23 protein-coding genes are annotated in these 22613 nt (G+C 50.4%); 15 read left to right on the top strand and 8 right to left on the bottom strand.

The window, feature by feature from the left end:
• Positions 1 to 3 precede the first annotated feature (3 nt).
• The 3 genes from ctaD to B5D35_RS08185 are packed head-to-tail and all read left to right on the top strand — an operon-like array spanning position 4 to position 3069.
• A complete protein-coding gene (gene ctaD / locus B5D35_RS08175; protein ID WP_078752094.1) occupies positions 4 to 1596 on the top strand; it encodes a cytochrome c oxidase subunit I in 1593 nt (530 codons plus the stop codon).
• An 8-nt stretch (positions 1597 to 1604) separates the two neighbouring features.
• Positions 1605 to 2156, top strand: coding sequence for a cytochrome c oxidase assembly protein (locus tag B5D35_RS08180; RefSeq protein ID WP_078752095.1), 552 nt, complete (start codon positions 1605 to 1607; stop codon positions 2154 to 2156).
• A gap of 16 nt (positions 2157 to 2172) precedes the next feature.
• Positions 2173 to 3069 carry a cytochrome c oxidase subunit 3 gene (locus tag B5D35_RS08185; protein ID WP_078752096.1) on the top strand — a complete coding sequence of 299 codons (897 nt, stop codon included), beginning with the start codon at positions 2173 to 2175 and terminating at the stop codon, positions 3067 to 3069.
• A 60-nt stretch (positions 3070 to 3129) separates the two neighbouring features.
• On the opposite strand, the gene B5D35_RS08190 is transcribed toward B5D35_RS08185, so the two are convergent.
• Complete coding sequence (locus tag B5D35_RS08190; protein WP_078752097.1) at positions 3130 to 3336, bottom strand: DUF2909 family protein; 207 nt, start codon at positions 3334 to 3336, stop codon at positions 3130 to 3132.
• On the opposite strand from B5D35_RS08190, the gene B5D35_RS08195 reads away from it, so the two are divergent.
• From B5D35_RS08195 to dinF, 6 genes are read left to right on the top strand one after another with little or no spacing between them, the layout of a single operon-like run.
• A complete protein-coding gene (locus B5D35_RS08195) occupies positions 3326 to 4102 on the top strand; it encodes an SURF1 family protein (protein ID WP_244556534.1) in 777 nt (258 codons plus the stop codon). The genes B5D35_RS08190 and B5D35_RS08195 overlap by 11 nt on opposite strands.
• Positions 4099 to 4632 (top strand): hypothetical protein, encoded by a 534-nt coding sequence (locus B5D35_RS08200; RefSeq protein ID WP_078752099.1) that lies wholly within the window; start codon positions 4099 to 4101, stop codon positions 4630 to 4632. Before B5D35_RS08195 ends, B5D35_RS08200 begins: the two co-directional genes overlap by 4 nt.
• Before the next feature lie 2 nt (positions 4633 to 4634).
• Positions 4635 to 5687 carry a COX15/CtaA family protein gene (locus B5D35_RS08205; RefSeq protein ID WP_078752100.1) on the top strand — a complete coding sequence of 351 codons (1053 nt, stop codon included), beginning with the start codon at positions 4635 to 4637 and terminating at the stop codon, positions 5685 to 5687.
• Positions 5680 to 6591: a heme o synthase gene (gene cyoE, locus B5D35_RS08210; protein WP_078752101.1), complete on the top strand. Its 912-nt coding sequence runs from the start codon at positions 5680 to 5682 to the stop codon at positions 6589 to 6591. Before B5D35_RS08205 ends, cyoE begins: the two co-directional genes overlap by 8 nt.
• Positions 6592 to 6619: 28 nt before the next feature.
• On the top strand, positions 6620 to 7138 hold the full coding sequence (locus B5D35_RS08215; protein ID WP_078752102.1) for a GNAT family N-acetyltransferase: 519 nt from the start codon (positions 6620 to 6622) through the stop codon (positions 7136 to 7138).
• 38 nt (positions 7139 to 7176) lie between these two features.
• Positions 7177 to 8517 (top strand): MATE family efflux transporter DinF, encoded by a 1341-nt coding sequence (dinF, locus tag B5D35_RS08220; protein WP_078752103.1) that lies wholly within the window; start codon positions 7177 to 7179, stop codon positions 8515 to 8517.
• Between the two features lie 46 nt (positions 8518 to 8563).
• Here the strand turns inward: dinF and nfuA are convergent, their stop codons facing one another.
• Positions 8564 to 9148 carry a Fe-S biogenesis protein NfuA gene (gene nfuA, locus B5D35_RS08225; RefSeq protein ID WP_078752104.1) on the bottom strand — a complete coding sequence of 195 codons (585 nt, stop codon included), beginning with the start codon at positions 9146 to 9148 and terminating at the stop codon, positions 8564 to 8566.
• Positions 9149 to 9226: 78 nt separating this feature from the next.
• Positions 9227 to 10072 (bottom strand): ComFC family protein, encoded by an 846-nt coding sequence (locus B5D35_RS25395; protein WP_342068296.1) that lies wholly within the window; start codon positions 10070 to 10072, stop codon positions 9227 to 9229.
• Between B5D35_RS25395 and bioH the strand changes: the two genes are divergently transcribed.
• The 3 genes from bioH (at position 9956) to B5D35_RS08245 (ending at position 11756) form a co-directional block, all read left to right on the top strand.
• On the top strand, positions 9956 to 10735 hold the full coding sequence (bioH, locus tag B5D35_RS08235) for a pimeloyl-ACP methyl ester esterase BioH (protein WP_078752105.1): 780 nt from the start codon (positions 9956 to 9958) through the stop codon (positions 10733 to 10735). The genes B5D35_RS25395 and bioH overlap by 117 nt on opposite strands.
• A gap of 101 nt (positions 10736 to 10836) precedes the next feature.
• Entirely contained in the window at positions 10837 to 11169 is a 333-nt protein-coding gene (locus B5D35_RS08240) for a hypothetical protein (protein WP_078752106.1), read from the top strand.
• Positions 11170 to 11261: 92 nt separating this feature from the next.
• Entirely contained in the window at positions 11262 to 11756 is a 495-nt protein-coding gene (locus B5D35_RS08245) for an ATP-dependent Lon protease (protein WP_078752107.1), read from the top strand.
• Between the two features lie 55 nt (positions 11757 to 11811).
• Here B5D35_RS08245 and B5D35_RS08250 read toward each other — a convergent pair whose 3' ends face one another.
• Together B5D35_RS08250 and greB are read right to left on the bottom strand one after the other, a co-directional pair.
• The gene (locus tag B5D35_RS08250) at positions 11812 to 14145 is read right to left on the bottom strand and encodes a Tex family protein (RefSeq protein ID WP_078752108.1); all 2334 of its coding nucleotides are present in this window, start codon (positions 14143 to 14145) and stop codon (positions 11812 to 11814) included.
• Positions 14146 to 14186: 41 nt separating this feature from the next.
• Positions 14187 to 14672: a transcription elongation factor GreB gene (greB, locus tag B5D35_RS08255; protein ID WP_078752109.1), complete on the bottom strand. Its 486-nt coding sequence runs from the start codon at positions 14670 to 14672 to the stop codon at positions 14187 to 14189.
• A gap of 309 nt (positions 14673 to 14981) precedes the next feature.
• Here greB and ompR point away from each other — a divergent pair, with 309 nt between their 5' ends.
• The 3 genes from ompR to B5D35_RS08270 all read left to right on the top strand — a co-directional run bounded on the left by ompR (position 14982) and on the right by B5D35_RS08270 (position 17575).
• A complete protein-coding gene (gene ompR / locus B5D35_RS08260) occupies positions 14982 to 15698 on the top strand; it encodes an osmolarity response regulator transcription factor OmpR (RefSeq protein ID WP_078752110.1) in 717 nt (238 codons plus the stop codon).
• Positions 15699 to 15701: 3 nt separating this feature from the next.
• Complete coding sequence (envZ, locus tag B5D35_RS08265; RefSeq protein WP_078752111.1) at positions 15702 to 17048, top strand: two-component system sensor histidine kinase EnvZ; 1347 nt, start codon at positions 15702 to 15704, stop codon at positions 17046 to 17048.
• Between the two features lie 149 nt (positions 17049 to 17197).
• Entirely contained in the window at positions 17198 to 17575 is a 378-nt protein-coding gene (locus B5D35_RS08270; RefSeq protein WP_078752112.1) for a GntR family transcriptional regulator, read from the top strand.
• 38 nt (positions 17576 to 17613) lie between these two features.
• On the opposite strand, the gene recG is transcribed toward B5D35_RS08270, so the two are convergent.
• From recG to spoT, 3 genes are all read right to left on the bottom strand, one after another.
• Positions 17614 to 19695 (bottom strand): ATP-dependent DNA helicase RecG, encoded by a 2082-nt coding sequence (gene recG, locus B5D35_RS08275; RefSeq protein WP_078752113.1) that lies wholly within the window; start codon positions 19693 to 19695, stop codon positions 17614 to 17616.
• Between the two features lie 38 nt (positions 19696 to 19733).
• A complete protein-coding gene (trmH, locus tag B5D35_RS08280; protein WP_078752114.1) occupies positions 19734 to 20426 on the bottom strand; it encodes a tRNA (guanosine(18)-2'-O)-methyltransferase TrmH in 693 nt (230 codons plus the stop codon).
• A gap of 68 nt (positions 20427 to 20494) precedes the next feature.
• On the bottom strand, positions 20495 to 22600 hold the full coding sequence (gene spoT / locus B5D35_RS08285; protein ID WP_078752115.1) for a bifunctional GTP diphosphokinase/guanosine-3',5'-bis pyrophosphate 3'-pyrophosphohydrolase: 2106 nt from the start codon (positions 22598 to 22600) through the stop codon (positions 20495 to 20497).
• Positions 22601 to 22613 lie beyond the last annotated feature (13 nt).

Consider the following 22613-nt stretch of genomic DNA (forward strand, 5'->3'; position numbering starts at 1 on the left):
GCAATGACAGATATGACGCCAGATCAGGTAGGTCATGATGACCACGACCATGATCATAAACCCCGAGGGTTTATGCGTTGGCTGTTAACAACCAACCATAAAGATATCGGCACCATGTATCTGGTGTTCAGCTTCACCATGTTTTTGGTGGGTGGAGCCATGGCGCTGGTTGTTCGTGCAGAGTTGTTCCAGCCAGGTCTTCAACTGGTCGACCCGAACTTCTTCAACCAGATGACGACGGTGCATGGTCTCATTATGGTGTTTGGTGCGGTGATGCCCGCGTTTACTGGGTTAGCCAATTGGATGGTGCCTATGATGATTGGCGCGCCAGACATGGCGTTGCCGCGTATGAACAACTGGAGTTTTTGGATCCTGCCGTTCGCGTTCTTCATGCTGCTGATGTCATTGTTTATGGAAGGGGGCGGTCCTAATTTTGGCTGGACCTTCTATGCACCGCTTTCCACGACGTATTCTCCCGACAGTACTGCACTGTTTGTGTTTGCCGTTCATATCATGGGTATCAGCTCCATCATGGGGGCGATTAACGTTATCGTCACCATCATGAACCTGCGCGCTCCAGGCATGACATACATGAAAATGCCGCTGTTCGTTTGGACGTGGTTTATTACCGCGTTCCTATTGATTGCGGTGATGCCTGTTTTGGCCGGGACTGTCACCATGGTGCTGACTGACAAGTATTTCGGTACTTCGTTTTTTGATGCTGCAGGCGGCGGCGACCCCGTTATGTTCCAGCACATATTCTGGTTCTTTGGACACCCAGAGGTGTACATCATGATTTTGCCGAGCTTTGGTATTGTTTCGGCGATCATACCGGCGTTTTCACGTAAAAAGCTCTTTGGTTATGCGTCCATGGTGTATGCGACGGCATCCATTGCGGGCTTGAGCTTTATCGTATGGGCGCACCATATGTTCACGACGGGGATGCCGGTTTTTGCCGAACTCTTCTTTATGTATTGCACCATGCTGATTTCGGTGCCAACAGGCGTAAAAGTCTTTAACTGGGTTGCCACAATGTGGCGCGGTTCGATGACGTTTGAAACACCTATGCTGTTTGCGCTTGCTTTTATTGTGCTCTTTACAATCGGGGGTTTCTCCGGATTGATGCTCGCAATAACGCCCGTTGATTTCCAATACCACGACACCTATTTCGTGGTGGCGCATTTCCATTATGTGCTGGTGACTGGTGCGATCTTCTCCATCATGGCGGCGGCTTATTATTGGCTGCCGAAATGGACAGGACACATGTACAACGAGAAATTAGCGAGTTGGCATTTCTGGTGCTCACTGATTTCCGTCAATATTCTGTTTTTCCCGATGCATTTCCTCGGTCTGGCGGGTATGCCGCGCCGTATCCCAGATTACGCCCTGCAATTTGCTGACATCAATGCGATTGTGAGTGTTGGTGCGTTCTTGTTTGGTTTCTCTCAGCTTATTTTCTTGGTGCTGGTGGTGAAATGCGCTCGGGGTGGCGATCCGGCTCCCGCGAAACCTTGGGATGGCGCGGAAGGATTGGAATGGACGGTGCCTTCGCCTGCGCCTTACCACACCTTCACTACGCCACCGAAAATCGATTGAGGTTGAACATGGGTGAAAGTCACAAGCCACAGTCACAACGTTCGAATCGCTCTGCTTTTAAATTGGCGGGAATGGCGGTACTGATGTTCGGTTTTGCTTTTGCTCTCGTGCCACTTTATGACGTATTTTGCGATATCACGGGGATTAATGGCAAAACCAGTGATATCGCCGCAGAGGAAAGTCATCAGATTGATACGTCTCGCACCGTCACCGTCGAATTTGTTTCTTACATTAATCCCGGCTTAGGCTGGGATTTTGTGCCTGAGATAAAGCGTATTTCTGTTCATCCCGGTGAGACGCATACCATCGCTTATCGCGCGAAAAATAACACGGCAGTGAACTCTATTGGACAGGCCGTGCCTTCAGTTAGCCCCGGCCTTGCCGCGCAATATCTCAATAAAATTGAATGTTTTTGCTTTAACCGACAGCCGCTGGAAGCGGGGAAAAACGCGGAATTGCCTTTGGTGTTTTACGTTGATCCGGCGATTCCAGATGATATCAACACTCTGACGCTGGCCTACACTTTGTTCAGTGTCAAACCTGAGCCTGTGACTCAATAACTGCAGTGAGGTCATCATGACAACAACGCATACCCACACAGATGCCCAACAGGATTATGAAAGCTACTACGTACCTTCGCAGAGCATATGGCCCATCGTTGGTGCGGTGGCTTTGTTCTTTATTGCCATGGGGGCAGGAGCGACCGTCGCGGACCTTTTCGGTGGCAATGGTCCATGGATGTTGCTGGCAGGGACCGGCATTTTGCTCTTTATGCTGACGGGTTGGTTCCGTGATGTGATTCGTGAATCGATGGGTGGCTTGTATTCTTCGCAAATGGACCGCTCATTTAGGCAAGGCATGAGTTGGTTTATTTTCTCCGAAGTGATGTTCTTTGCCGCGTTCTTCGGTGCGCTTTTTTATGCACGTATGATTGCGGTGCCTTGGCTTGGTGGTGATAGCAATAATGCCATGACGGCTGAAGTGCTTTGGCCTGACTTTATTCCGACCTGGCCGTTAGAGAAAACCCCGGGTGGTGTTGAAACCACAGCGATGGGCGCATGGGGATTGCCCCTTATCAATACCATCATTCTCTTGACGTCGTCTATCACTCTTCATATCGCGCATGTGGCAATGGAAGAAGGTAACCGCCAGAAAATCAAAGTGTTCCTGGGGGCAACTGTCTTGTTGGGTTGGATATTCCTTGGTCTTCAGGTCGAAGAGTATGTGCATGCATACCAAGAGCTGAACCTCAGGTTGGACTCTGGCATTTACGGGAATACCTTCTTTCTGTTGACGGGATTCCACGGCATGCATGTGTTCTTGGGCTCGATCATTTTGTTCATCATTTTGCTTCGTGTACTGAGAGGACACATGACACCTGACAGCCATTTCGCATTTCAGGCTGGCGCGTGGTATTGGCACTTTGTAGACGTGGTGTGGCTGTGCTTGTTTGTGTTTGTTTATATTTTATAGCTGGGGTAGCCAAGCTCTGTAACCCCCAGTTTTGTAAACCACCGTTCAGAAAGCCAAAGCTCAGTAGGGGCGATTGTTGGGTTCGATAGCCCCAGTCGCCAATGCAATTAGCAAAAGAACGAACACGACCACAGAGAAGAGTACGCGTCGACCGAGGTAACGGGACATAGATATATCGGTTTGACCTTTGACCATGATGGGCAAGGCTCGAAATAGGTTATAGACGATAAAGACCAGCAGACATACAAGGATCCCTTTGAGCAGCATATTGCCTCCGGCAGACCAAAATGGTGATCAGAACGTGGATGAGTTGTCTTCTTCCAAATTACGTCAAGTCAGAAGAGTGGGTTTTCTAGTCTTTACTTTGGCGATGACAGCGCTGTTGGTCAAGTTAGGTTACTGGCAAATGTCACGGGCTGAAGAGAAAGTGCAGCTTTTGATGCAATTGGACGTCAGACAACAGACTGTGTTGACGGCGATAGCCGAACCTAACGCAGACATGAAGGGATTTGGCGTTGCGCTGCAAGGGCAGTTCGAATCGACCCAAAGTATTTTGCTAGATAACCAGACGTTAAATGGCCAAGTTGGTTACCGGTGGATGGTTCCCTTTACCGTTGACGGAAAGTGGTTACTGGTCGAATTGGGATGGGTAGCCGCCCCAGCTAGACGCGATGAGCTCCCGAAATTACCGTTATTACCTGACACCTATGTGGTTCATGGCGTGTTGGATGCGCCGTCAGACAGGATGGTGTTGTCGCATGACATTACCGAGAAACGTTGGCCACTTCGGGTTCAATCTATCGATATGGACGCATTGTCGGTAGCAACAGGAAAGAGCGTGTTTCCTTGGATTGTACGTTCAACGCGTATCGAAGATGTCCAAGGGAATACTGAAAACATCAATGTCACCCCAGTATGGACGCCAGTGGTGATGTTGCCAGAAAAACACTATGCCTACGCGGTGCAGTGGTTTGGATTAGCCATTGTGGTCGCGGTTGGATCCTTGGTTTGGTGGAGGAAGGGACGCTTATGACAGGGAAGAAAGGAATACTACTAGTAACCATTGCCTTCTTGCTGCCTGTAGTGGCAGCGAAATGGGTACTTGAGATGGGCTGGTACAATAAAGGTGTGACCAACAATGGCGAATTGCTGTCAGGTCAGACGAAGACAGAATGGCTTGAACACCAAGGGCTGTGGCGGTTAATTTATACCTTGCCTGAAAAGTGTACTGAACAGTGTGAGAGTGCACTTTTTCAATTGAACCAGATCCCAGTAGCGGTAGGCAGAGAGCGTGAGCGCGTTGCAAGTATATTGTTGGTACCGAGTGACCGTACCGAGATGGAGTCCGTTCGCCCCCAAGTTACAGAACAGCCCATTGACGCAGTTCAACAGAAAAGCTTGTCTTCGTTGCCGTTTGCCGGAGAAGCGATTTATCTGGTTGACCCACTAAATAACCTCATCCTCGCTTACCCAATTCCACAGGAAAAAGCTGCACAAATCACCCAAAGCAAAGGATTACTCAAAGATCTTCGCAAACTGATGAAACTGTCAAAAGTGGGGTGAGTATGGATGCAGAAAGACGTTATCTGGCTTTGATCTACGGTGCACTCTTACTGGCTGTTGTGGTGGTTGGCCTGGGGGCATTCACTCGATTGACGGAAGCGGGGCTAGGTTGCCCCGACTGGCCCGGGTGTTATGGCTTTTTGACCGTTCCACAATCCTCTGAACATATCGCGATTGCTTCCGAGGCATTTCCTGATGCACCGGTTGAAATTCAAAAAGCCTGGAATGAAATGATCCACCGTTATGTGGCGGGTGCATTGGGGCTGATCATTGCGGCGATCGCTTTTTTTGCATGGCGTGGACAACGACGTAACCGAGTTTTGCCGACGACACTACTTGGCGTGGTGACGTTTCAAGCTGCATTGGGCATGTGGACTGTGACCATGAATTTGATGCCCATTGTGGTGATGGGCCATCTTCTGGGCGGTTTTACCACGGTAACGCTGCTGTTTTTATTAGCATGGCTGGAGCGTCGGCGCATCGTTGGTGATCCCATGGCGAGCGTTGAGTCGCCTCATGTGAACAGCAAACTGAAAGTGTTGGTCGTGAGCGCGTTGATTGCGGTAATGGCACAGATAGCGTTGGGTGGATGGACATCGGCAAATTATGCGGCGGTGGTGTGCACTGAGTTACCTGTTTGTGAGACAGATTGGTTAGGTCGCTATGACCCGTCAGCGTTTCACCCCATAAGTCCTGTTAAAGAAACCTACCAGTATGGGGTTTTAACGTTCGATCAACGCGTCACTATCCATGCCACGCATCGTATTGGTGCCATGGTCGTCGCACTTCTTATTTTGATGCTGGCTTGGTCAGTTCGAAAAACACTGGGCGGACGGGCGTCTTTGATGCTGACGGCAACGTTGGCTCTACAAATCACACTCGGCGTGACTAACGTCGTCGCGTATTTGCCACTTTCCGTCGCCGTCGCACACAACCTGTGCGGTCTGCTTTTATTGCTTGTGATGGTGAAAACCACCGTACAGATATTTTCGCCTGCATCCGTGTCCGTTAAGCAGGTGCCTTCAGGGGATACAGGGAGGTTAAGTCATGGTTAAACTTACACAAACACTATCCAGCAGTACCGCAACAGACACACCACAATGGCGAGATTACCTCGAACTGACCAAACCGAAAGTTGTCGCTATGCTACTGCTGACGGCAATGGTTGGGATGTGTCTGGCCGTGCCTGTGTTACCACCTGCAAAAGTAGTGATACTGGGTCTGCTCGGAATTGGGATGCAAAGTGCGGCTGCTGCTGTGTTTAATCATGTGATTGATCAGCGTATTGACCGACAGATGCAGCGCACCATTCATCGGCCAGTTGCAAAAGGGCGTGTAGGCACCGTGCAGGCGGTGACCTTTGGTGTAGTATTGATGGTTGCTGGTTTTGCGTTGCTCTGGATGCTTAATGCCTTGGTCGCTTGGTTGACCTTTGCCAGCCTTATTGGTTATGCGCTGGTCTACACGGTTTGGCTTAAGCATGCTACCCCGCAAAACATAGTGATTGGTGGTCTTGCTGGTGCCATGCCACCTTTGTTGGGTTGGGTTGCTGTGACGGGGCAACTTGACCCGCATGCGCTTTTGTTGGTTGTGCTTATCTTCACGTGGACACCGCCACATTTTTGGGCTCTCGCTATTCATCGCCAGAAAGACTATGCCAAAGCGGGTGTGCCTATGTTACCTGTGACTCATGGCATCGAGTTCACCAAAACCATGATATTGCTGTATACCTTGCTGCTTGTCGTTGTGGGCTTCTTACCATGGCTTTCGGGGATGAGCGGGCCTATTTATCTTGTTGGTAGTTTCGCTTTAAATCTTGGTTTTGCATGGTACGCGTGGTGTTTAAAGTTTGCCGATAAGAAAGGCCTTGCCTGGCAGACGTTTAAATATTCTATCTGGCATATCTTCGGTTTGTTTGTGGTGTTGTTGGCCGACCATGCATGGTATGCGGTAGCATAAGTGCATCACGCACCGCCCGAGTAGTGAGATGCCCCTTTCTGATCTTCAATTTTTCACGCCACGGCTAGACGCTGTGGCGTATTGTCCTTCCGGTGATATCCCCGATGATTTTTCGCGTCGTATCGCCGATGTGCTTACCCCTTCGGTTAAACAGCATTTGCCACCAGAAGTGCATGCGGTTGTTGATACGGAATCAGCCAAGTATTGGCTGACTGAAACTTTATCTGACGCGACACTCGTTACTTTCTCCGAGAGGGGGACGAGAGAATTTGCGGGTTTTATCTTGCTGTATGCCATAAGCGATACGCCTGAAAGGATAGCATTACGCCTCGGCTATGTGGTGTCAGAAGACTTTCAGGGAAAAGGCTTTGCCAGTGAAATCATTGAAGGGCTGGTAGCATGGTGTCGTGCGTCGGGATGCGTCTCATCGCTGGCGGGAGGAGCGGAGAAAGCGAATGCGGCCTCTCTCCGTGTGTTGGAGAAAAATGGCTTCAAAATGGACATTGAGTCAGGGACTGATACCGTCTTTCTCTCGCTCACTTTCTGATACACTTCGCCAACTTGTTCTCGTCGAATTAACGGATTATGTTCCCGGCTCTTCAACAAAAAACACTTCATCTTCGGGTGTTCTCTCTCGCATTTCCTATGGTCTTGTCCAATATCACTGTGCCTTTACTTGGGCTGGTGGATGCGGCAGTCATCGGTCACCTTGAGCACGCTTGGTATCTAGGCGGTGTCGCAGTCGGCAGCACCATGATTGCCGTTACCTTTTGGTTATTAGGTTTCCTGCGAATGGCAACCACCGGGCTGACTGCGCAGGCGTGGGGCGCTGAAAACAAAGCGGGCTTGGCGAATGTATTCTTGCAAGGCCTCTCATTGGCCTGGCTTCTCGCATTGGCAATAGTGGCCTTGCATCCATTCATTGCTGACGCAGTATTTAGCGTCAGCGATGCCAGTGCGGAAGTGAAGCACTACGCAGCGCAATATTTCTCGATTCGTATTTGGAGTGCCCCTGCAGCTCTCACGAATCTGGTGATCATGGGATGGTTGCTTGGCGCGCAAAATGCCAAAAAGCCAATGATGCTGGTGATTGTGGTCAATGCGATCAATATCATTCTCGACCTGCTGTTTGTGGTGGGCTTTGGTTGGAAAGTAGAAGGTGCAGCTGCAGCCAGTGTGATTGCAGACTATGCAGGCATGGCACTCGGCCTTTATTTTGTCGCGGGCACGTGGAAAGCGTCGTCACTGCCGTCACCATTGGCACAGTGGAAAAAGGCGTCAGCAGGCATGGGGCGTCTTCTTAAACTAAACCGCGACATTTTCCTGCGTAGCCTTTGCCTGCAATTGGCATTTACCTTTATGACGTTTCAAGGCGCAACGCTAGGTGACGATGTTGTTGCGGCCAATGCTGTCTTGATGAACTTCCTGATGCTAGTGTCATTTGCGATGGATGGTTTCGCATATGCAATGGAGGCTATGGTCGGGAAAGCGGTTGGTGCGAAAAATCGTGAGGAATTGTTGGCGTCACTCGCCGCGACAACGCTCTGGAGTTTCGTTATTTCGCTATTTATCACGCTCGGTTTTTTGTTGGGTGGGCAGGGAGTGGTTGGCCTTATTTCCGACATTCCAGCGGTCAGAGAGCAAGCATTTATCTATCTGCCATGGCTGGTGGCGATGCCACTTGTTTCTATGTGGTGTTTCTTACTGGATGGGGTATTTATCGGAGCCACGCGTGGCAGGGAAATGCGCAATACCATGTTCATGTCTATGGCAGGATTCTTTGCAATTTGGTGGATGCTGAGTGGCTATGGAAATCACGCTCTTTGGGCGGCAATGCTTGGTTTTATGGCATTACGAGGGCTGACGTTGGCATTGTTGTTTGCCTACCAGTGGCGCAAAGATACGTTTTTAGCCGCGCATTTCTGATACAAAAAAGGCACCAGTCGGTGCCTTTCTTCTGCCTAGAAAACGCTTAGTAGTATGAGTGATCGCCGTGTGCGTGCTCAGTCATGTCGCGTACAGCATTCAGCTCGCCGCTAAACTCTTCCAGTAGTTGCTTTTCGATGCCATCTTTCAACGTGACATCTACCATTGAACAACCGTTACAGCCACCGCCGAATTGAATAACAGCTACGCCGTCTTCGGTGATCTCGACCAAACTGATGTGGCCACCGTGACCCGCCAACTGTGGGTTAACTTGAGTTTGGATAACGTACTCGACGCGTTCCATCAAAGGAGCATCGTCAGACACTTTGCGCATTTTTGCGTTAGGTGCTTTCAACGTAAGTTGTGATCCCATTTTGTCGGTAACGAAATCGATTTCGGCATCTTCCAGAAAAGGAAGGCTCAACTCATCCACATAGGCAGAGAAACCGCTGAATTCGATTTTGGTATCGGTTGCTTCCACTGCATCCTGAGGACAGTAAGAAACGCCACACTCAGCGTTTTGAGTGCCTGGATTCACCACGAATACACGAATACTTGTGCCTTCTGGTTGCTGCTCAAGCAGCTTAACGAAATGGCTTTGCGCATTTTCTGTAATAATAATTTGTGACACGGCTTCTTACCTGAATTTACGGTACTTGTTTATATTCTACTCTTGTTTGCGTTTCCTATCACCCCTAAACCAGCAAGGTTAATTTCCGTTACCAGATGGCGGAGGGGTTCGACACAAACAATAAACATCAATGCGTTTTGCTCCGTGGGCGCGTAATAACTTGCACACCTGAGTCATAGTGGCTCCTGTTGTAACTACATCGTCAACAAGGGCGAGGTGCTCTGGAACTGTTGCGGTAACGGCAAACGCATCATCGAGATTTGATAGCCTAGATTGTCTATTTAAACCGTTCTGCTGGCGAGTAGCACGAACGCGTTTTAGGAGATCGGACGCACATTGCACGCCCAAATGTTTAGCGAGAGATTGTGCTAGCACGTTGCTATGGTTATACCCGCGATGCCAACGCCGAATCCAATGCATAGGGATGGGAGAAATGACTGGCGCGGGCTCATCAATTCGTGTCGCGATCAATGAGGCTAACTCATCGGCAAGCCAGTACTGTCGTTGGTATTTAAAGCGATGTAACAGGGTTGTGTAAGGGAAGGTATAGCTTCCCACGCAGGCAAGGGTGTTCCACGCGGGTGCTGATGTTAAACAGCGCCCGCATGACTCTATTTCATACGGGGTGGGCAATCCACACTGCAGACATCGGGGGCGTAGAGGCAAGGCGTCATGGCAGGTTTGACACCAAGATGTTCTGTGCTCCTCCAACCTGTGATGGCATAGCTGACACCTCAGCGGCAGGGCGCGTAAGATAGAGCGAAACATAGGGACAGCAATTTTCTTAAACATTTTCAGGCAGTTTAAATGACAACACCTCTTCACTGGCATACGGAAGGCCAAGGCTACGATCTGATTCTCATCCATGGTTGGGGGATGAACAGCGCGGTATGGCGAAATCTCCTGCCAAGTCTCACTCCGCATTTTCGCGTACATTGCGTCGATCTTCCCGGGTATGGACACAGTCAACCTACGACGGACCGTTCTCTAGAGGATATGGCACGTACTTTGCTTAATAATTCACCGCAGAGAGCGATCTGGGTGGGATGGTCACTGGGTGGTTTAGTTGCAACGCAAGTAGCCTTACAGGCTCCTGAGCGTGTGACGGGTCTAGTGACGGTAGCCAGCTCTCCCCGCTTTGCTGCAGAACATGGATGGCGAGGGATAAAACCCGAGGTATTGGAAGCGTTTACGAAACAACTCGCGGAGGACTTTACCTCCACGGTAGATCGTTTCATGGCACTTCAGGCAATGGGAAGTCCAACGGCAAGGCAAGATATTAAGTGGTTGAAAGAGGCGGTTCTCTCTCACCCGTCTCCACAACCTGAAGTGCTTCAGGCCGGTCTTAATATTCTTGCTGATGCTGATTTTCGGCCTAATCTGCGTGAAATTTCAATGCCTTGGCTTCGAATGTATGGTCGGCTTGATGGCTTAGTACCTGTGAAAGTGGCGCAAGAGTTGGATATCTTGGCGCCGCAATCTCAGCGGCAAGTTTTTGCCAATGCCTCTCATGCGCCGTTTATTTCGGATCCTCAACATTTTACGCAGGAACTCTTGGCCTTCTGCGGACAATGTTTGCCATCCTGAGGTAACAAAGTGGTTAAATAAAGTGAAACAGGGCTAAATTTTAAACAAAGCTGGCCGATACTTTATTCATCTCACTTGCTATGGCAACAGGAGCGACCATAATGAATATAGGTAACGTTGGGTATTCTCAGCACGCTTATGCCAAGCCGACGCCAGTAAACCAAGAGGCGAAGGCGAATCAAGCAAAAGATGTGTCTGAGGGTGCAAAGCAGTCTTTCGAGCAAGTCGCCAAGGGCGTGTCTGAAGGTAAGGCTGCGAATAAAGCAACGGAAGCCGAAGGCAAAACTTCGTCTGGCGTTGAGTCTTTCACTTACGGGGCATTGGGCATGGACCGTCCTGATGAGGTGAAAAACAACGATGATGCTGCGTACTCAGCAGGTCAAGTATTGTCAGCGTTAGGTACCATTGGGGGCCTGATCGCAGTCTTGGTCTAAACGCAGTAGAGAAAGAGTTTCGCTGTAGAGATACGGCACGCGCATACGCGGGGTAACCCCGCGATATGCACAGGCGACAAAGCCTTCGGTCGATGTTGGGAGACAACATTGGCATGAATATTTCGCCCGCAAACGTCAGCATACCCGCTGTCGTACCATCTGTTAACCCGCCAACCGAACAGGTCGCGCGGGAAAATCGTGTGCGTGAAAAAATTGTCCCTCCAAAGCAGCCAAGTACTAGTGCAGAAGAGCGGCCCGTCACGCAGGATGAGAAACAACTCAAAAACCCATCTTGGGATCCTTCAGAGCACCCTGATTACTCAGACATCACTCAAAAACAAAATGCGTTCACAGGTGGGAATTTTTCTGCGCATGAAACATTGGGTCAGCTCTCATCGATGCTTTCGAGCAATTCCTATGTGCCGCAAAGCGAAAACGGCTATGCAATGAAGATAAAATTGCCGAAGGAAATTTTGGATAAGATTGATGAGCTGAAAGAATCACAGCGAACGGGGGCTGTGGTCGCAATGCGGTATCAGCAATCGTCGGCAGCCAATGTGCCATCGGAAGTGCTTATTGTGATTTGATGTGACATTGAGATAAAAAAACAGCGCCTTTTTTGGCGCTGTTTTTGGTTTCACGTTAGTTTCTTTTGGCTTTAGCAAATGCGTCAGCGAAGGCCCCGCCAAAGGCTGAAGAGTGACCACCACTGTTATCGCGGCTGCCTTTGTTGTTACCACTAAAGCTGCGTTCTTGCTTGACTGCAGGCCGTGATTCACGAGTGGGTTTATTGTCGGTTCCCGGCTCATCACTTAGGCGCATCGATAGAGCGATACGCTTGCGCTGAAGGTCAACGTCCATCACCTTCACTTTCACCACGTCACCGGCTTTTACCACTTCACGTGGATCTGAAATGAATTTGTCTGACAATGCCGAAATGTGGACAAGACCGTCTTGGTGAACGCCAATATCGACAAACGCACCGAATGCAGTCACGTTGGTGATTGAGCCTTCCAGTACCATGCCTGGGATCAGGTCTTTCACTTCGTTCACACCGTCAGCGAATGTCGCGGTTTTGAATTCAGGGCGTGGATCGCGACCTGGCTTAGCAAGCTCCGAAAGGATGTCCGTCACCGTTGGGATACCAAAGGTGTCGTCGGCGTAATCTGCTGCTTTTAATCCACGAAGAAAATCGTGATTGCCAATCATGGCATCCACGGCTTTGCCAGATTTCTCTGCGATGCGTTTAACCACAGGGTAGGCTTCTGGGTGGACGGATGAACTGTCTAACGGGTTCTTTCCATTCATCACGCGTAAGAAGCCAGCACATTGTTCAAAGGCTTTTGGGCCAAGACGAGGCACTTTAAGCAGCGTTTTTCGCTCACTAAAGCGACCGTTTTCATCTCGAAACGCAACGATGTTCGCTGCCATGGCGGTCGACAAACCCGCCACACGAGTGAGCAGGGCTGCTGACGCACTGTTGACGTCAACACCCACGGCATTTACACAATCCTCGACAACCGCATCCAAACGTTTTGCTAATTGGCTTTGGCTTACATCATGTTGGTACTGACCCACACCGATAGATTTCGGGTCGATTTTCACCAATTCTGCCAGCGGGTCTTGAAGACGACGAGCGATAGATGCCGCGCCGCGCAAAGAAACGTCTAGCCCGGGGAACTCTGCCGCCGCCAGCTCAGATGCTGAATACACGGATGCCCCTGCTTCACTGACCATCACGGTTTGAATTTTTTCGCCGGCATCTTTGAGCATACCTGCAACGAACGCATCAGTTTCACGAGAGGCGGTGCCATTACCAATGGCGATTAAATCCACTCCGTGTTTTTTAACCAACGCCATCACAACGCGCGCAGATTCGGCAATTTTGTTCTGTGGCGGAGTAGGGTAAATGGTTGCGGTATCCAGCAACTTCCCTGTGTTGTCTACAACAGCGACTTTACAGCCAGTGCGCAGACCTGGATCGATACCCAAGGTGCAACGTGGACCTGCAGGTGCCGCCATCAGCAGGTCTTTTAGGTTGTCAGCAAAGACCTTTATCGCGTCAGCTTCTGCGATTTCACGCAGGTTGCCCATCAGCTCGGTTTCCATGTGCATTAAAATCTTGATACGCCAAGCGAAGCTCACTACTTGCTTGCGCCAGCGATCTGCCGCGGCGGAGCCAAATGACATGCCGTAGTGGTTAGCAATGATTGTTTCGCAGTAAGAGCCGGTAGAGACTTCTTCTTGACCGGGATCGGCATTCAGAGAGAGTTGTAGGAAACTCTCGTTTCTGCCTCGGAACATCGCCAATGCGCGGTGGGAAGGCACTTTGGTGAGTAACTCATCATGCGCAAAGTAGTCTTTAAATTTTGCGCCTTCATTCTCTTTTCCCGCTACAACACGCGATTGAATCTGCGCTTGCTGATTAAGGTGGCGACGGATTTTATCCAACAGTGCAGCATCTTCTGCAAATTGCTCCATCAAAATCGCACGTGCACCATCCAATACGGCTTTGGTGTCAGTGAATCCAGCTTCAGCATTGAAAAATTTGGCCGCTTCCGTTTCTGGGGTGTGTTCAGGTTGCTCCCAGAGCAGGGTAGCCAACGGTTCAATGCCCGCTTCAATCGCGATTTGCCCTTTGGTACGACGCTTAGGTTTATAAGGCAGGTACAAATCTTCCAAGCGGTTTTTGCTGTCTGCGTCCAGAATGTCTTTTTTCAGCGCGTCAGTCAGCTTACCTTGCTCATCAATCGACTTCAGGATCACTTTGCGACGGTCTTCCAGTTCACGCAGGTAGCCCAGACGAGACTCAAGGTTACGCAGTTGGGTGTCATCGAGACCGTTGGTGACTTCTTTACGGTAGCGCGCAATGAAGGGGACGGTGTTGCCGTCATCCAGCAAATTTACCGCAGCGGTGACTTGCGCTTCGCGAACATTCAGCTCAGTTGCGATTTGTAGATAGATTGAATTAGTCATTATGTTCCTTTACGTGACCCCTCGCTCGTTAGAGCATGGCGTTAGAGTTCGTCTTGCTGGTAGGTAATGGTATTGACGAACCAGACTTTTGCGCCTTCAGGCGTATTGACGACGGCTTCGTCATCAACTTCTTTTTTAATCAGTGCGCGTGCCATCGGGCTATCAATAGAGATGTAATCTTTTCGGCCATAGATTTCATCTGGCCCAACGATACGGAATTTAAGGGTGTCGCCGTCTTCATTTTCAATATTTACCCATGCGCCAAAGAAGACTTTGCCGTCTTGCTGGGGGTTGTAATCAACCACGCGCAGAATTTCGAGGCGTTTTCGCAAATAGCGAACGCGACGGTCAATTTCTCGGAGTATGCGTTTATTGTATGTGTAATCGGCGTTCTCGGAGCGGTCGCCAAGACTTGCGGCCCAAGACACAATTTTCGTGATCTCAGGACGACGTTCTTTCCAGAGGTAGTCAAGCTCTTGCTTGAGCTTGTTATAGCCTTCTCGGGTGACCAAGTCGGTTTTCTTCATTACGTTTTCCGAGGATGAATGTCATTTTCGACACGTGTTATAACCGCTTTGTCGCGCGGTTTAAAGTGAACAGGCACGGCAACGTTAAGCCTGTAGATGAAATGCATTGTTGAATATTCTATCTAGGAGTATAAATCGAAGGGCGAGAACGCGTTACAACTGGTAACAGTTTTTGGTAGCGCTGACGTTAACTTTGATGTTTCATAGCCATGTCAGGCGATACAATCGATGATATACCCAAACAACTTGAAGACGCTCGATTTGAGGTTGTTTGGGTATATAACTGCCGTCAGATGAGAAAGGTTAGTCATGCAAGAAAATTACAAGATCCTGGTTGTTGATGATGATATGCGTTTACGCGCGTTGCTGGAGCGTTATCTGTCTGAGCAAGGTTTTCAGGTTCGCAGCGTGGCGAATGCTGAGCAGATGGACCGTTTGCTGGCGCGTGAAAATTTCCACCTGATGGTGTTGGATTTGATGCTGCCGGGCGAAGACGGTTTGTCTATTTGCCGCCGTTTACGTCAGGCAAATAACCAGCTTCCTATTCTGATGCTGACGGCAAAAGGCGATGAGATTGACCGTATCGTGGGCTTGGAAGTGGGTGCAGATGATTATCTGCCAAAACCGTTTAACCCACGTGAACTGTTAGCGCGTATTCGTGCTGTTTTGCGTCGTCAGACAATTGAAGCGCCGGGTGCGCCATCAAGTGAAGAGAAAATCGTCGAGTTTGGTCAGTTCCGCCTGAATTTAGGTACCCGCGAAATGTTCCGCAACGACGAGCCACTGACGCTGACGTCAGGCGAGTTCGCTGTTCTGAAAGCGTTGGTGACCAATGCACGTGAACCTATGTCTCGTGATAAGTTGATGAACATGGCACGTGGACGCGAATATTCAGCGATGGAACGCTCTATTGACGTTCAAATCTCGCGCCTTCGCCGCATGATTGAAGAAGATCCGAGCAAACCACGTTATATTCAGACCGTTTGGGGTCTGGGTTATGTGTTTGTTCCTGACGGGGACGCGTAATTCATGCGTTTCTCCCCACGAAGTAACTTTGCGCGTACACTCGTGGTTCTGGCTGGCCTGCTTATCGCCAGCCAGATTTTCTCCTACCTAACCATCCTCAATTACGCCCTTCTGCCAAGCATCAAGCAGTTTAATAAGATTTTGGCGCACGAAATCTCTGTGATTTTGGAAGATAACGTGACGCTGGGTGATGGCAAGGTGTACCACCTCGATGAGGCTTTGCGCCGTCAGTTATTGGCGAAGCTCGGTGTGACGTTACATGAAGCGTCAGAGCCGGAGGTGATGCATGAGTTTGATCAGGCCGCGACCATCGATCTTCTCAGCGAAGACATGACGGAGAAACTGAATGCGCCAACGGAAGCGCGCATCAGCCTAGATGACAAAAGTTATGTCCTTTGGCTTGAGAGTAAAGCCTTTCCTGGCCTCGTCATGCGGATACCACTGTCGGAGTTGCATCAGGATGATTTCCAACCGCTATTTTTGTATTCCATGGTGATTGCACTCATGGTGATTGGCGGTGGCTGGATGTTTATTAAGATGCAGAACCGTCCACTTGCTGTATTGGAAAAAGCCGCGTTGGATGTGGGACGGGGCACGTTTCCGCCACCATTACCCGAGCGAGGAGCCTCTGATATTCGCGCAGTGACCAAAGCGTTCAATCAGATGAGTGAAGGCATTCGTAAACTCGAAGAAGACCGTGCATTGTTGATGGCTGGCGTAAGCCATGATCTACGCACGCCACTGACGAGAATTCGCCTAGCGACTGAGATGATGTCTCCGGAAGACAGTTATCTGGCTGACAGCATGATTAAGGACACCGAGGAGTGTAACGAGATCATCAATCAGTTTATGGACTATCTGCGGTCGGTGCAGTTGCAGGACATGGATCGGATTGATTTAAATGCGTTAGTCGACGATGTCTCTGTGGCGGACGGTGCAACGGGACATGAACTGGAACTCAGCAAAGGTGAGCTTATTGGTGATCTTGATGCCAATGAAGTGGCGATTCGTCGTGCGGTGACCAATTTGGTGGTGAATGCGGTTCGCTATGGTGGTGGCTGGGTGAAAATCAGCACCGGCAGCACGGCAGACCGACGTCACCAATGGATTGCGGTCGAGGACAACGGCCCGGGGATTGCACCTGATCAGGTCGAAACAGTCTTACAGCCCTTTACGCGTGGTGATACCGCACGAGGCAGTGAAGGGACGGGCTTAGGCCTTGCGATTGTTAAACGTATTGTTGAACAGCACAAGGGTGCGCTTCGATTGACCCAACGCTCTGAAGGGGGCTTACGCGCCCAAATCGTATTGCCAACCAAGAGGAAGTCGCCGCGCAATAGCCGACACTAAGCCGATTTTGCACTAAAACGAGGAATGCAGGCGATAAGCCTGCATTTTTCTTCCTATCAAAATCCACAAAAAATTCACGCTATTTTTGTCTCATTTGTGAGTCATCTGCTAATACTGTAATAAAGCTCCAATACAGCAGGGATGAAAACATGAAAGTGGTAATCGATCCACAGGACCCGTCACCCAAGTTTCGTCAACTGATGACCCAGATCCAGCGCCAGATTGTTGCGGGTACCTTGATGCCGGGTGAAAAGCTGACGTCTGTCAGAAAATTAGCGGCTGAACTGAATATCAATCCCATGACTATCTCGCGCTGTTACCAGATCATGGAAAAAATGGGCTGGCTGGAGCGTCGCCGGGGGATTGGGATGATTGTTGCGCGCGAAGGTTTAAACGACAGAATGGAAGACAGGTTTGGTTTTGTTGAATCTAAGCTGAAAACGCTGATCACCGATGCCAAAGAAGTCGGTTACAGTCGCTCTGAGGTGATGGCGCTGGTGATGCAATACTGGGAAGACGAGGAGTAACGGAGATACGCACGAACCGTATCTCCTTACGTTGGATATCAGGCGTTACTGTATCTGTCTTTGTTGCCCAGCCATCTTTCGATAATGGCTTTGGCATTTTCTGGGTAGCTTTGGTGAAGGTATAACGCCAATTTCTGCACTTCTGGGATCATTTTCTGATCGCGCACTAAGTCTGCAATTTTAAATTCGGCCATGCCGGTTTGCTTGGTGCCTAGCAATTCGCCTGGGCCACGAATCTCCAAATCTCGTTGGGCAATGACGAAACCGTCACTGCTCTCACGCAGAACACCCAATCGCTGGGTCGCCGTTTTAGACAGCGGTGCGTGATACAGCAGAACACAGTGGCTCGCAACTGAGCCTCGTCCCACGCGCCCTCGAAGCTGGTGAAGCTGCGCAAGGCCTAAGCGCTCAGGGTTTTCGATGATCATCAGGCTGGCGTTAGGGACATCTACCCCCACCTCAATCACAGTGGTTGCAACAAGCAGGTGTAATTCGCCGGATTTGAATGCCTGCATCACAGCCTGCTTTTCCGCTGCTTTCATTCGACCATGCACCAAGCCGATTTTGAGGTCTGGCAGGGCGCGGGACAAATCATCTGCGGTTTCAGCCGCCGCTTGCGCTTCTAGCACTTCGGACTCATCAATCAGCGTGCATACCCAATAGGCTTGTCGGCCTTCCTCTAAGCAAAAGGCATGTACACGGTTGATGATGTCAATACGGCGGGTATCCGGCACAGCAACGGTCTGGATAGGTGTTCGACCGGGTGGCAGTTCATCGATGATGGAGGTATCTAAATCCGCGTAGGCTGTCATGGCGAGGGTACGCGGAATGGGTGTCGCTGTCATGATTAGTTGATGCGGATGCACACCTTGTTTCATGCCTTTTTCGCGAAGCTCTAATCGCTGGTGGACACCGAAACGGTGCTGTTCATCAATGATGACCAAGGCAAGCTTGTCGAATTCTACGTGCTTTTGGAACAGGGCATGGGTGCCGACAACCATTTTCGCTTCGCCGTTTGCGATCTTGGCAAGTTCGGCCTCTTTGGCTTTGCCGGTGAGTTTGCCCGCCAGCCAGCCGACGGAAATGCCGAGTGGCTCCAGCCAGTTGGCGAAGTTAATCGAGTGCTGCTCAGCAAGCAGTTCGGTCGGTGCCATCAGTGCCACCTGATAGCCCTGCTCGATGGCTTGCAATGCTGACAGCGCAGCTACCAAGGTTTTCCCTGAGCCTACGTCCCCCTGCACCAAACGCATCATGGGTTTATTCAGTCCCATGTCCCGTTCAATGTCAGCGACAACACGAGATTGCGCGCCAGTTGGACTGAATGGCAGAGACGCCAACAGTTTCGGTTTCAAGTCAGTCGACGGTGGCAGAGAATAGGTAGGGTCTTGCTGTAGTTTGCTGCGCACAGCGAGCATAGACAGGTTCTGCGCCAGCAACTCTTCGAGAATTAATCGCTTTTGGGCCGGATGTTCACCGGCTTCTAGCTTGGTCACGGAGATATCCGGTGTGGGTCGATGCAGAATTTTTAACGCATCACGCAGGGTTATTTGTCGGTCATACAAACCATCGGGCAGCAATTCTTGAACGGCTGCGCTATCAAGGAGAGCCAACGCCTGATCGGTCAGACTACGAAGCGTCAGCTGGCGCAGACCTTCGGTTGTGGGATACACGGGAGTCAGGGTTTCTTCCAGCGCCAATTCAGTCGGCTCTGAGAATACTTTGTATTCAGGGTGAATGATTTCCAACCCGCCTTGACCGCGCTTGATTTCCCCATAAGCTTTAACGCGCTTGCCTTGCTCAAGGCTATTTTTCATCGCAGCGTTGAAATTGAAAAAACGCAGGGTCAATGAGCCATTGCCATCGGTGATTTTCACGGTGAGCATGCGGCGGCGACCAAAAGTGGTGTTGTTGCTGACCACTTCGCCTTCTACAGTGCCATGCTGACCGGGCATCAGGCTCATGATAGGCCATATGCGGGTGCGGTCTTCGTAACGATAAGGGAGATGAAACAACAAGTCCTGAACTGTAAATAAGCCCAGCTTTTCCAGCTTCTCAGCCATTTTTCCACCGACACCCATCAGTGAGGTGACAGAAATGGCGTCTAACATTGAAGCGCGCATGGTGTTCTCATCTCTCCTAAATCTATACGGTGACAGGCTTATTTTACCGCCTGCATTTTTGCCCACCAGGCCTCGTCTGCGACGATTTGACCTTCTTCATCCAAAGCTGGGTAAGGCAGGCTTTTTCGCTTTGCCACTTTTGCCAGAACAGGATGACCTCTCTCAAAGATAATACGGTCTACTTCATCTTGAGGGATCAAGGTGCGGGTACGTTGGTACATGCCTGCGTTTTGGCGCTGACGCTGGGCTTCATAAAGGATTAAAGCACTGGCAACGGACACATTCAGCGACTGTACCATACCTAACATGGGAATGATGATGTCTTGATCTGCCAATTCAAGCGCTTGCTTACTGATCCCGGTTTTTTCCTGGCCCATAACAATCGCAGTGGGTTTGGTGTAATCAATGTCACGAAAGTCGACGGCGGTGTCAGACAGGTTGGTCACCAGAATCTGCATGCCTTTGTCTTTCAACATGGCAAAAGCGTCAGGGGTGTTGTCATGCGTGACCACATCGACCCAGTTCCGCGCGCCTGCGGACGTGCCACCCAATGTACGCATTTTGCTGTTTTTTGGCCAAACCGCATGTACCTGATGCACGCCGACGGCGTCTGCTGTGCGGATAATGGCAGAGATGTTGTTCGGTTTGTGGACTTCTTCCATACACACAGTGAGATCAGGCTGACGGGTCGCCAGCACTTCATGAATGCGTGCAAAACGTTCGGGTGTCATGGTGTTTCCTGTTTATAAAAACGCCCGCGTTATGGCGGGCGTTGGAGTTTGTTGTCGACGCGACAGGATCAGTTTTTCTGACGGCTTACCTTCACTACATTTGGCATTACGCGAATACGTCGCATAATGTTGGCCAAATGCACGCGATCTTTGGTCGTCAGTTTGACGTCGATGGTATACAAACGACCATCTCGTTCTTCTGTCGTCAGACCCAATATGTTGGAGCCTGTTGCGGCAATTGTATTGGTTAAATCCGCCAATGCGCCCTGATGGTTCAGCATGTCCACGCGAAGGCCTGTGGTGAAGTCCTGATCAATATCATCGCCCCATTCCACAAACATGTACTTGTCGGGTTCTTGGCTGTAGCCACGAACGTTGGCACATTCTTCACGGTGAATCACCAGACCTTTACCTGGGCTTACGTGCGCCACGATATGGTCGCCCGGCAGTGGTCGGCAGCAATTTGCATAGGTCAGCAAAATGCCTTCGGCACCACGAATAGGCAGGCATCCACCTTGCTCTTCCAAACTATCGGCATCGCCCAGCAAACGCTTGGCAATGACCACACTCATCAATTCACCCGAACCGATGTCCGCCAGCAGGTCTTCCAATGTCGCCAATTTCAGATCCTGCAGAACCTTGTTCAGGTTCTCTTTCTCGACATCCTGAACATTGATCGCACCCAGTGCGTGGTTCAGCAGACGTCGACCTAAGATAACAGACTCTTCACGGCGCTTGGTTTTCAGAACCTGACGGATTTTGGTTCGCGCGCGCGAGGTAACGACGTAATTAAGCCACGCCGCATTTGGACGTGCGCCCGGTGCGGTGATGATCTCAATTGTTTGGCCATTTTTCAGTGCCTGACTCAATGGGTAAGACTGGCGATTAACGCGCGCTCCTACACAAGAGTTGCCAACATCGGTATGTACGGCATAAGCAAAGTCCACCGCTGTCGCGCCCACAGGCAGTTCGACAATACGACCTTTTGGCGTAAAGACGAACAACTCGTCGGGGAACAGATCAGATTTGACGCTTTCGATAAATTCAAACGAGCTACCAGCACTTTGCTGAAGTTCGAGCAGGCTCTGCATCCAACGTTGTGCACGCACCTGCGCGGTCGTTCCACCGCTCGCACGATCTGAACCGTCTTTGTATGCCCAATGTGCAGCGACACCTTTGTCGGCCATTTGATCCATGTCTTCGGTACGGATTTGTACTTCAACAGGGACACCGTGAGGGCCTATCATCGACGTGTGCAAAGACTGATAGCCGTTGGCTTTCGGTACGGCGATGTAGTCTTTCATGCGACCCGGACGCGGCTTGTACAGGTTGTGCATCTGGCCCAGCACGCGATAGCAGGTATCCAAATCATCAACAATTACACGAAAAGCGTAAAGGTCCATGATGGTGTGAAAGCGCTGTTCCTTGTTCTTCATCTTGTTGTAGATGGAGTACAGGTTCTTCTCGCGACCCAGTACACGCGCTTTGATGCCCGCATCTTCAAGACGACCTTCAATTTCCGCATGGAATTTTTGGATCATTTCTTTGCGGTTACCGCGAGCGTGAATCACCACCTCTTTCAACACGCGATAGCGCGTTGGGTACAAGGCTTCAAAGCCCAGCTCTTCGAGCTCAACTTTAATGTTGTGAATACCGAGGCGGTGTGCGAGAGGAGAAAAAATCTCTAGGGTTTCACGGGCAATACGACGACGTTTATCCGGACGCAGCGCGCCAAGGGTGCGCATGTTGTGCGTACGGTCAGCCAGTTTGATCAGAATAACGCGAATGTCATGCGCCATGGCCATGATCATTTTGCGGAAATTTTCTGCCTGTGCTTCTTTACGGTCGCGGAATTTGAGCTTATCGAGTTTGGAGACACCATCAACCAGATCGGCGACGTTATCACCAAAACGTTGCTGGAGATCTTCTTTGGTTACGTCTGTGTCCTCGATAACATCATGCAGCAATGCTGCCATCAGGGTTTCGTGGTCAAGACGCATTTCCGCCAGAATACGGGCAACGGCGATAGGGTGGATAATGTAAGGTTCGCCGCTGGAGCGGGTTTGCCCTTCGTGGGCGTCACGCGCGACCAAATACGCTTGCCGGAGTGCCTCTAGGTGCGACTCCGGCAAGTATTGTGCTGCGACTTCTCTCAGGCTATCAAAGAGATACAAACGGCCTGTTCCC

Source organism: Enterovibrio nigricans DSM 22720 (assembly GCF_900167155.1).
In the GTDB taxonomy this organism is placed as follows: domain Bacteria; phylum Pseudomonadota; class Gammaproteobacteria; order Enterobacterales; family Vibrionaceae; genus Enterovibrio; species Enterovibrio nigricans.

Coding starts and splice junctions, on each gene's coding strand:
- B5D35_RS08250 (WP_078752108.1), bottom strand. CDS start 14,145: ATGACTAATTCAATCTATCTACAAATCGCAACTGAGCTGAATGTTCGC.
- dinF (WP_078752103.1), top strand. CDS start 7,177: ATGTTCCCGGCTCTTCAACAAAAAACACTTCATCTTCGGGTGTTCTCT.
- cyoE (WP_078752101.1), top strand. CDS start 5,680: ATGGTTAAACTTACACAAACACTATCCAGCAGTACCGCAACAGACACA.
- bioH (WP_078752105.1), top strand. CDS start 9,956: ATGACAACACCTCTTCACTGGCATACGGAAGGCCAAGGCTACGATCTG.
- recG (WP_078752113.1), bottom strand. CDS start 19,695: ATGCGCGCTTCAATGTTAGACGCCATTTCTGTCACCTCACTGATGGGT.
- ompR (WP_078752110.1), top strand. CDS start 14,982: ATGCAAGAAAATTACAAGATCCTGGTTGTTGATGATGATATGCGTTTA.
- B5D35_RS08215 (WP_078752102.1), top strand. CDS start 6,620: ATGCCCCTTTCTGATCTTCAATTTTTCACGCCACGGCTAGACGCTGTG.
- B5D35_RS08200 (WP_078752099.1), top strand. CDS start 4,099: ATGACAGGGAAGAAAGGAATACTACTAGTAACCATTGCCTTCTTGCTG.
- B5D35_RS08245 (WP_078752107.1), top strand. CDS start 11,262: ATGTTGGGAGACAACATTGGCATGAATATTTCGCCCGCAAACGTCAGC.
- envZ (WP_078752111.1), top strand. CDS start 15,702: ATGCGTTTCTCCCCACGAAGTAACTTTGCGCGTACACTCGTGGTTCTG.
- B5D35_RS08240 (WP_078752106.1), top strand. CDS start 10,837: ATGAATATAGGTAACGTTGGGTATTCTCAGCACGCTTATGCCAAGCCG.
- B5D35_RS08270 (WP_078752112.1), top strand. CDS start 17,198: ATGAAAGTGGTAATCGATCCACAGGACCCGTCACCCAAGTTTCGTCAA.
- greB (WP_078752109.1), bottom strand. CDS start 14,672: ATGAAGAAAACCGACTTGGTCACCCGAGAAGGCTATAACAAGCTCAAG.
- trmH (WP_078752114.1), bottom strand. CDS start 20,426: ATGACACCCGAACGTTTTGCACGCATTCATGAAGTGCTGGCGACCCGT.
- ctaD (WP_078752094.1), top strand. CDS start 4: ATGACAGATATGACGCCAGATCAGGTAGGTCATGATGACCACGACCAT.
- B5D35_RS25395 (WP_342068296.1), bottom strand. CDS start 10,072: ATGCGGAGTGAGACTTGGCAGGAGATTTCGCCATACCGCGCTGTTCAT.
- B5D35_RS08180 (WP_078752095.1), top strand. CDS start 1,605: ATGGGTGAAAGTCACAAGCCACAGTCACAACGTTCGAATCGCTCTGCT.
- B5D35_RS08205 (WP_078752100.1), top strand. CDS start 4,635: ATGGATGCAGAAAGACGTTATCTGGCTTTGATCTACGGTGCACTCTTA.
- B5D35_RS08190 (WP_078752097.1), bottom strand. CDS start 3,336: ATGCTGCTCAAAGGGATCCTTGTATGTCTGCTGGTCTTTATCGTCTAT.
- B5D35_RS08185 (WP_078752096.1), top strand. CDS start 2,173: ATGACAACAACGCATACCCACACAGATGCCCAACAGGATTATGAAAGC.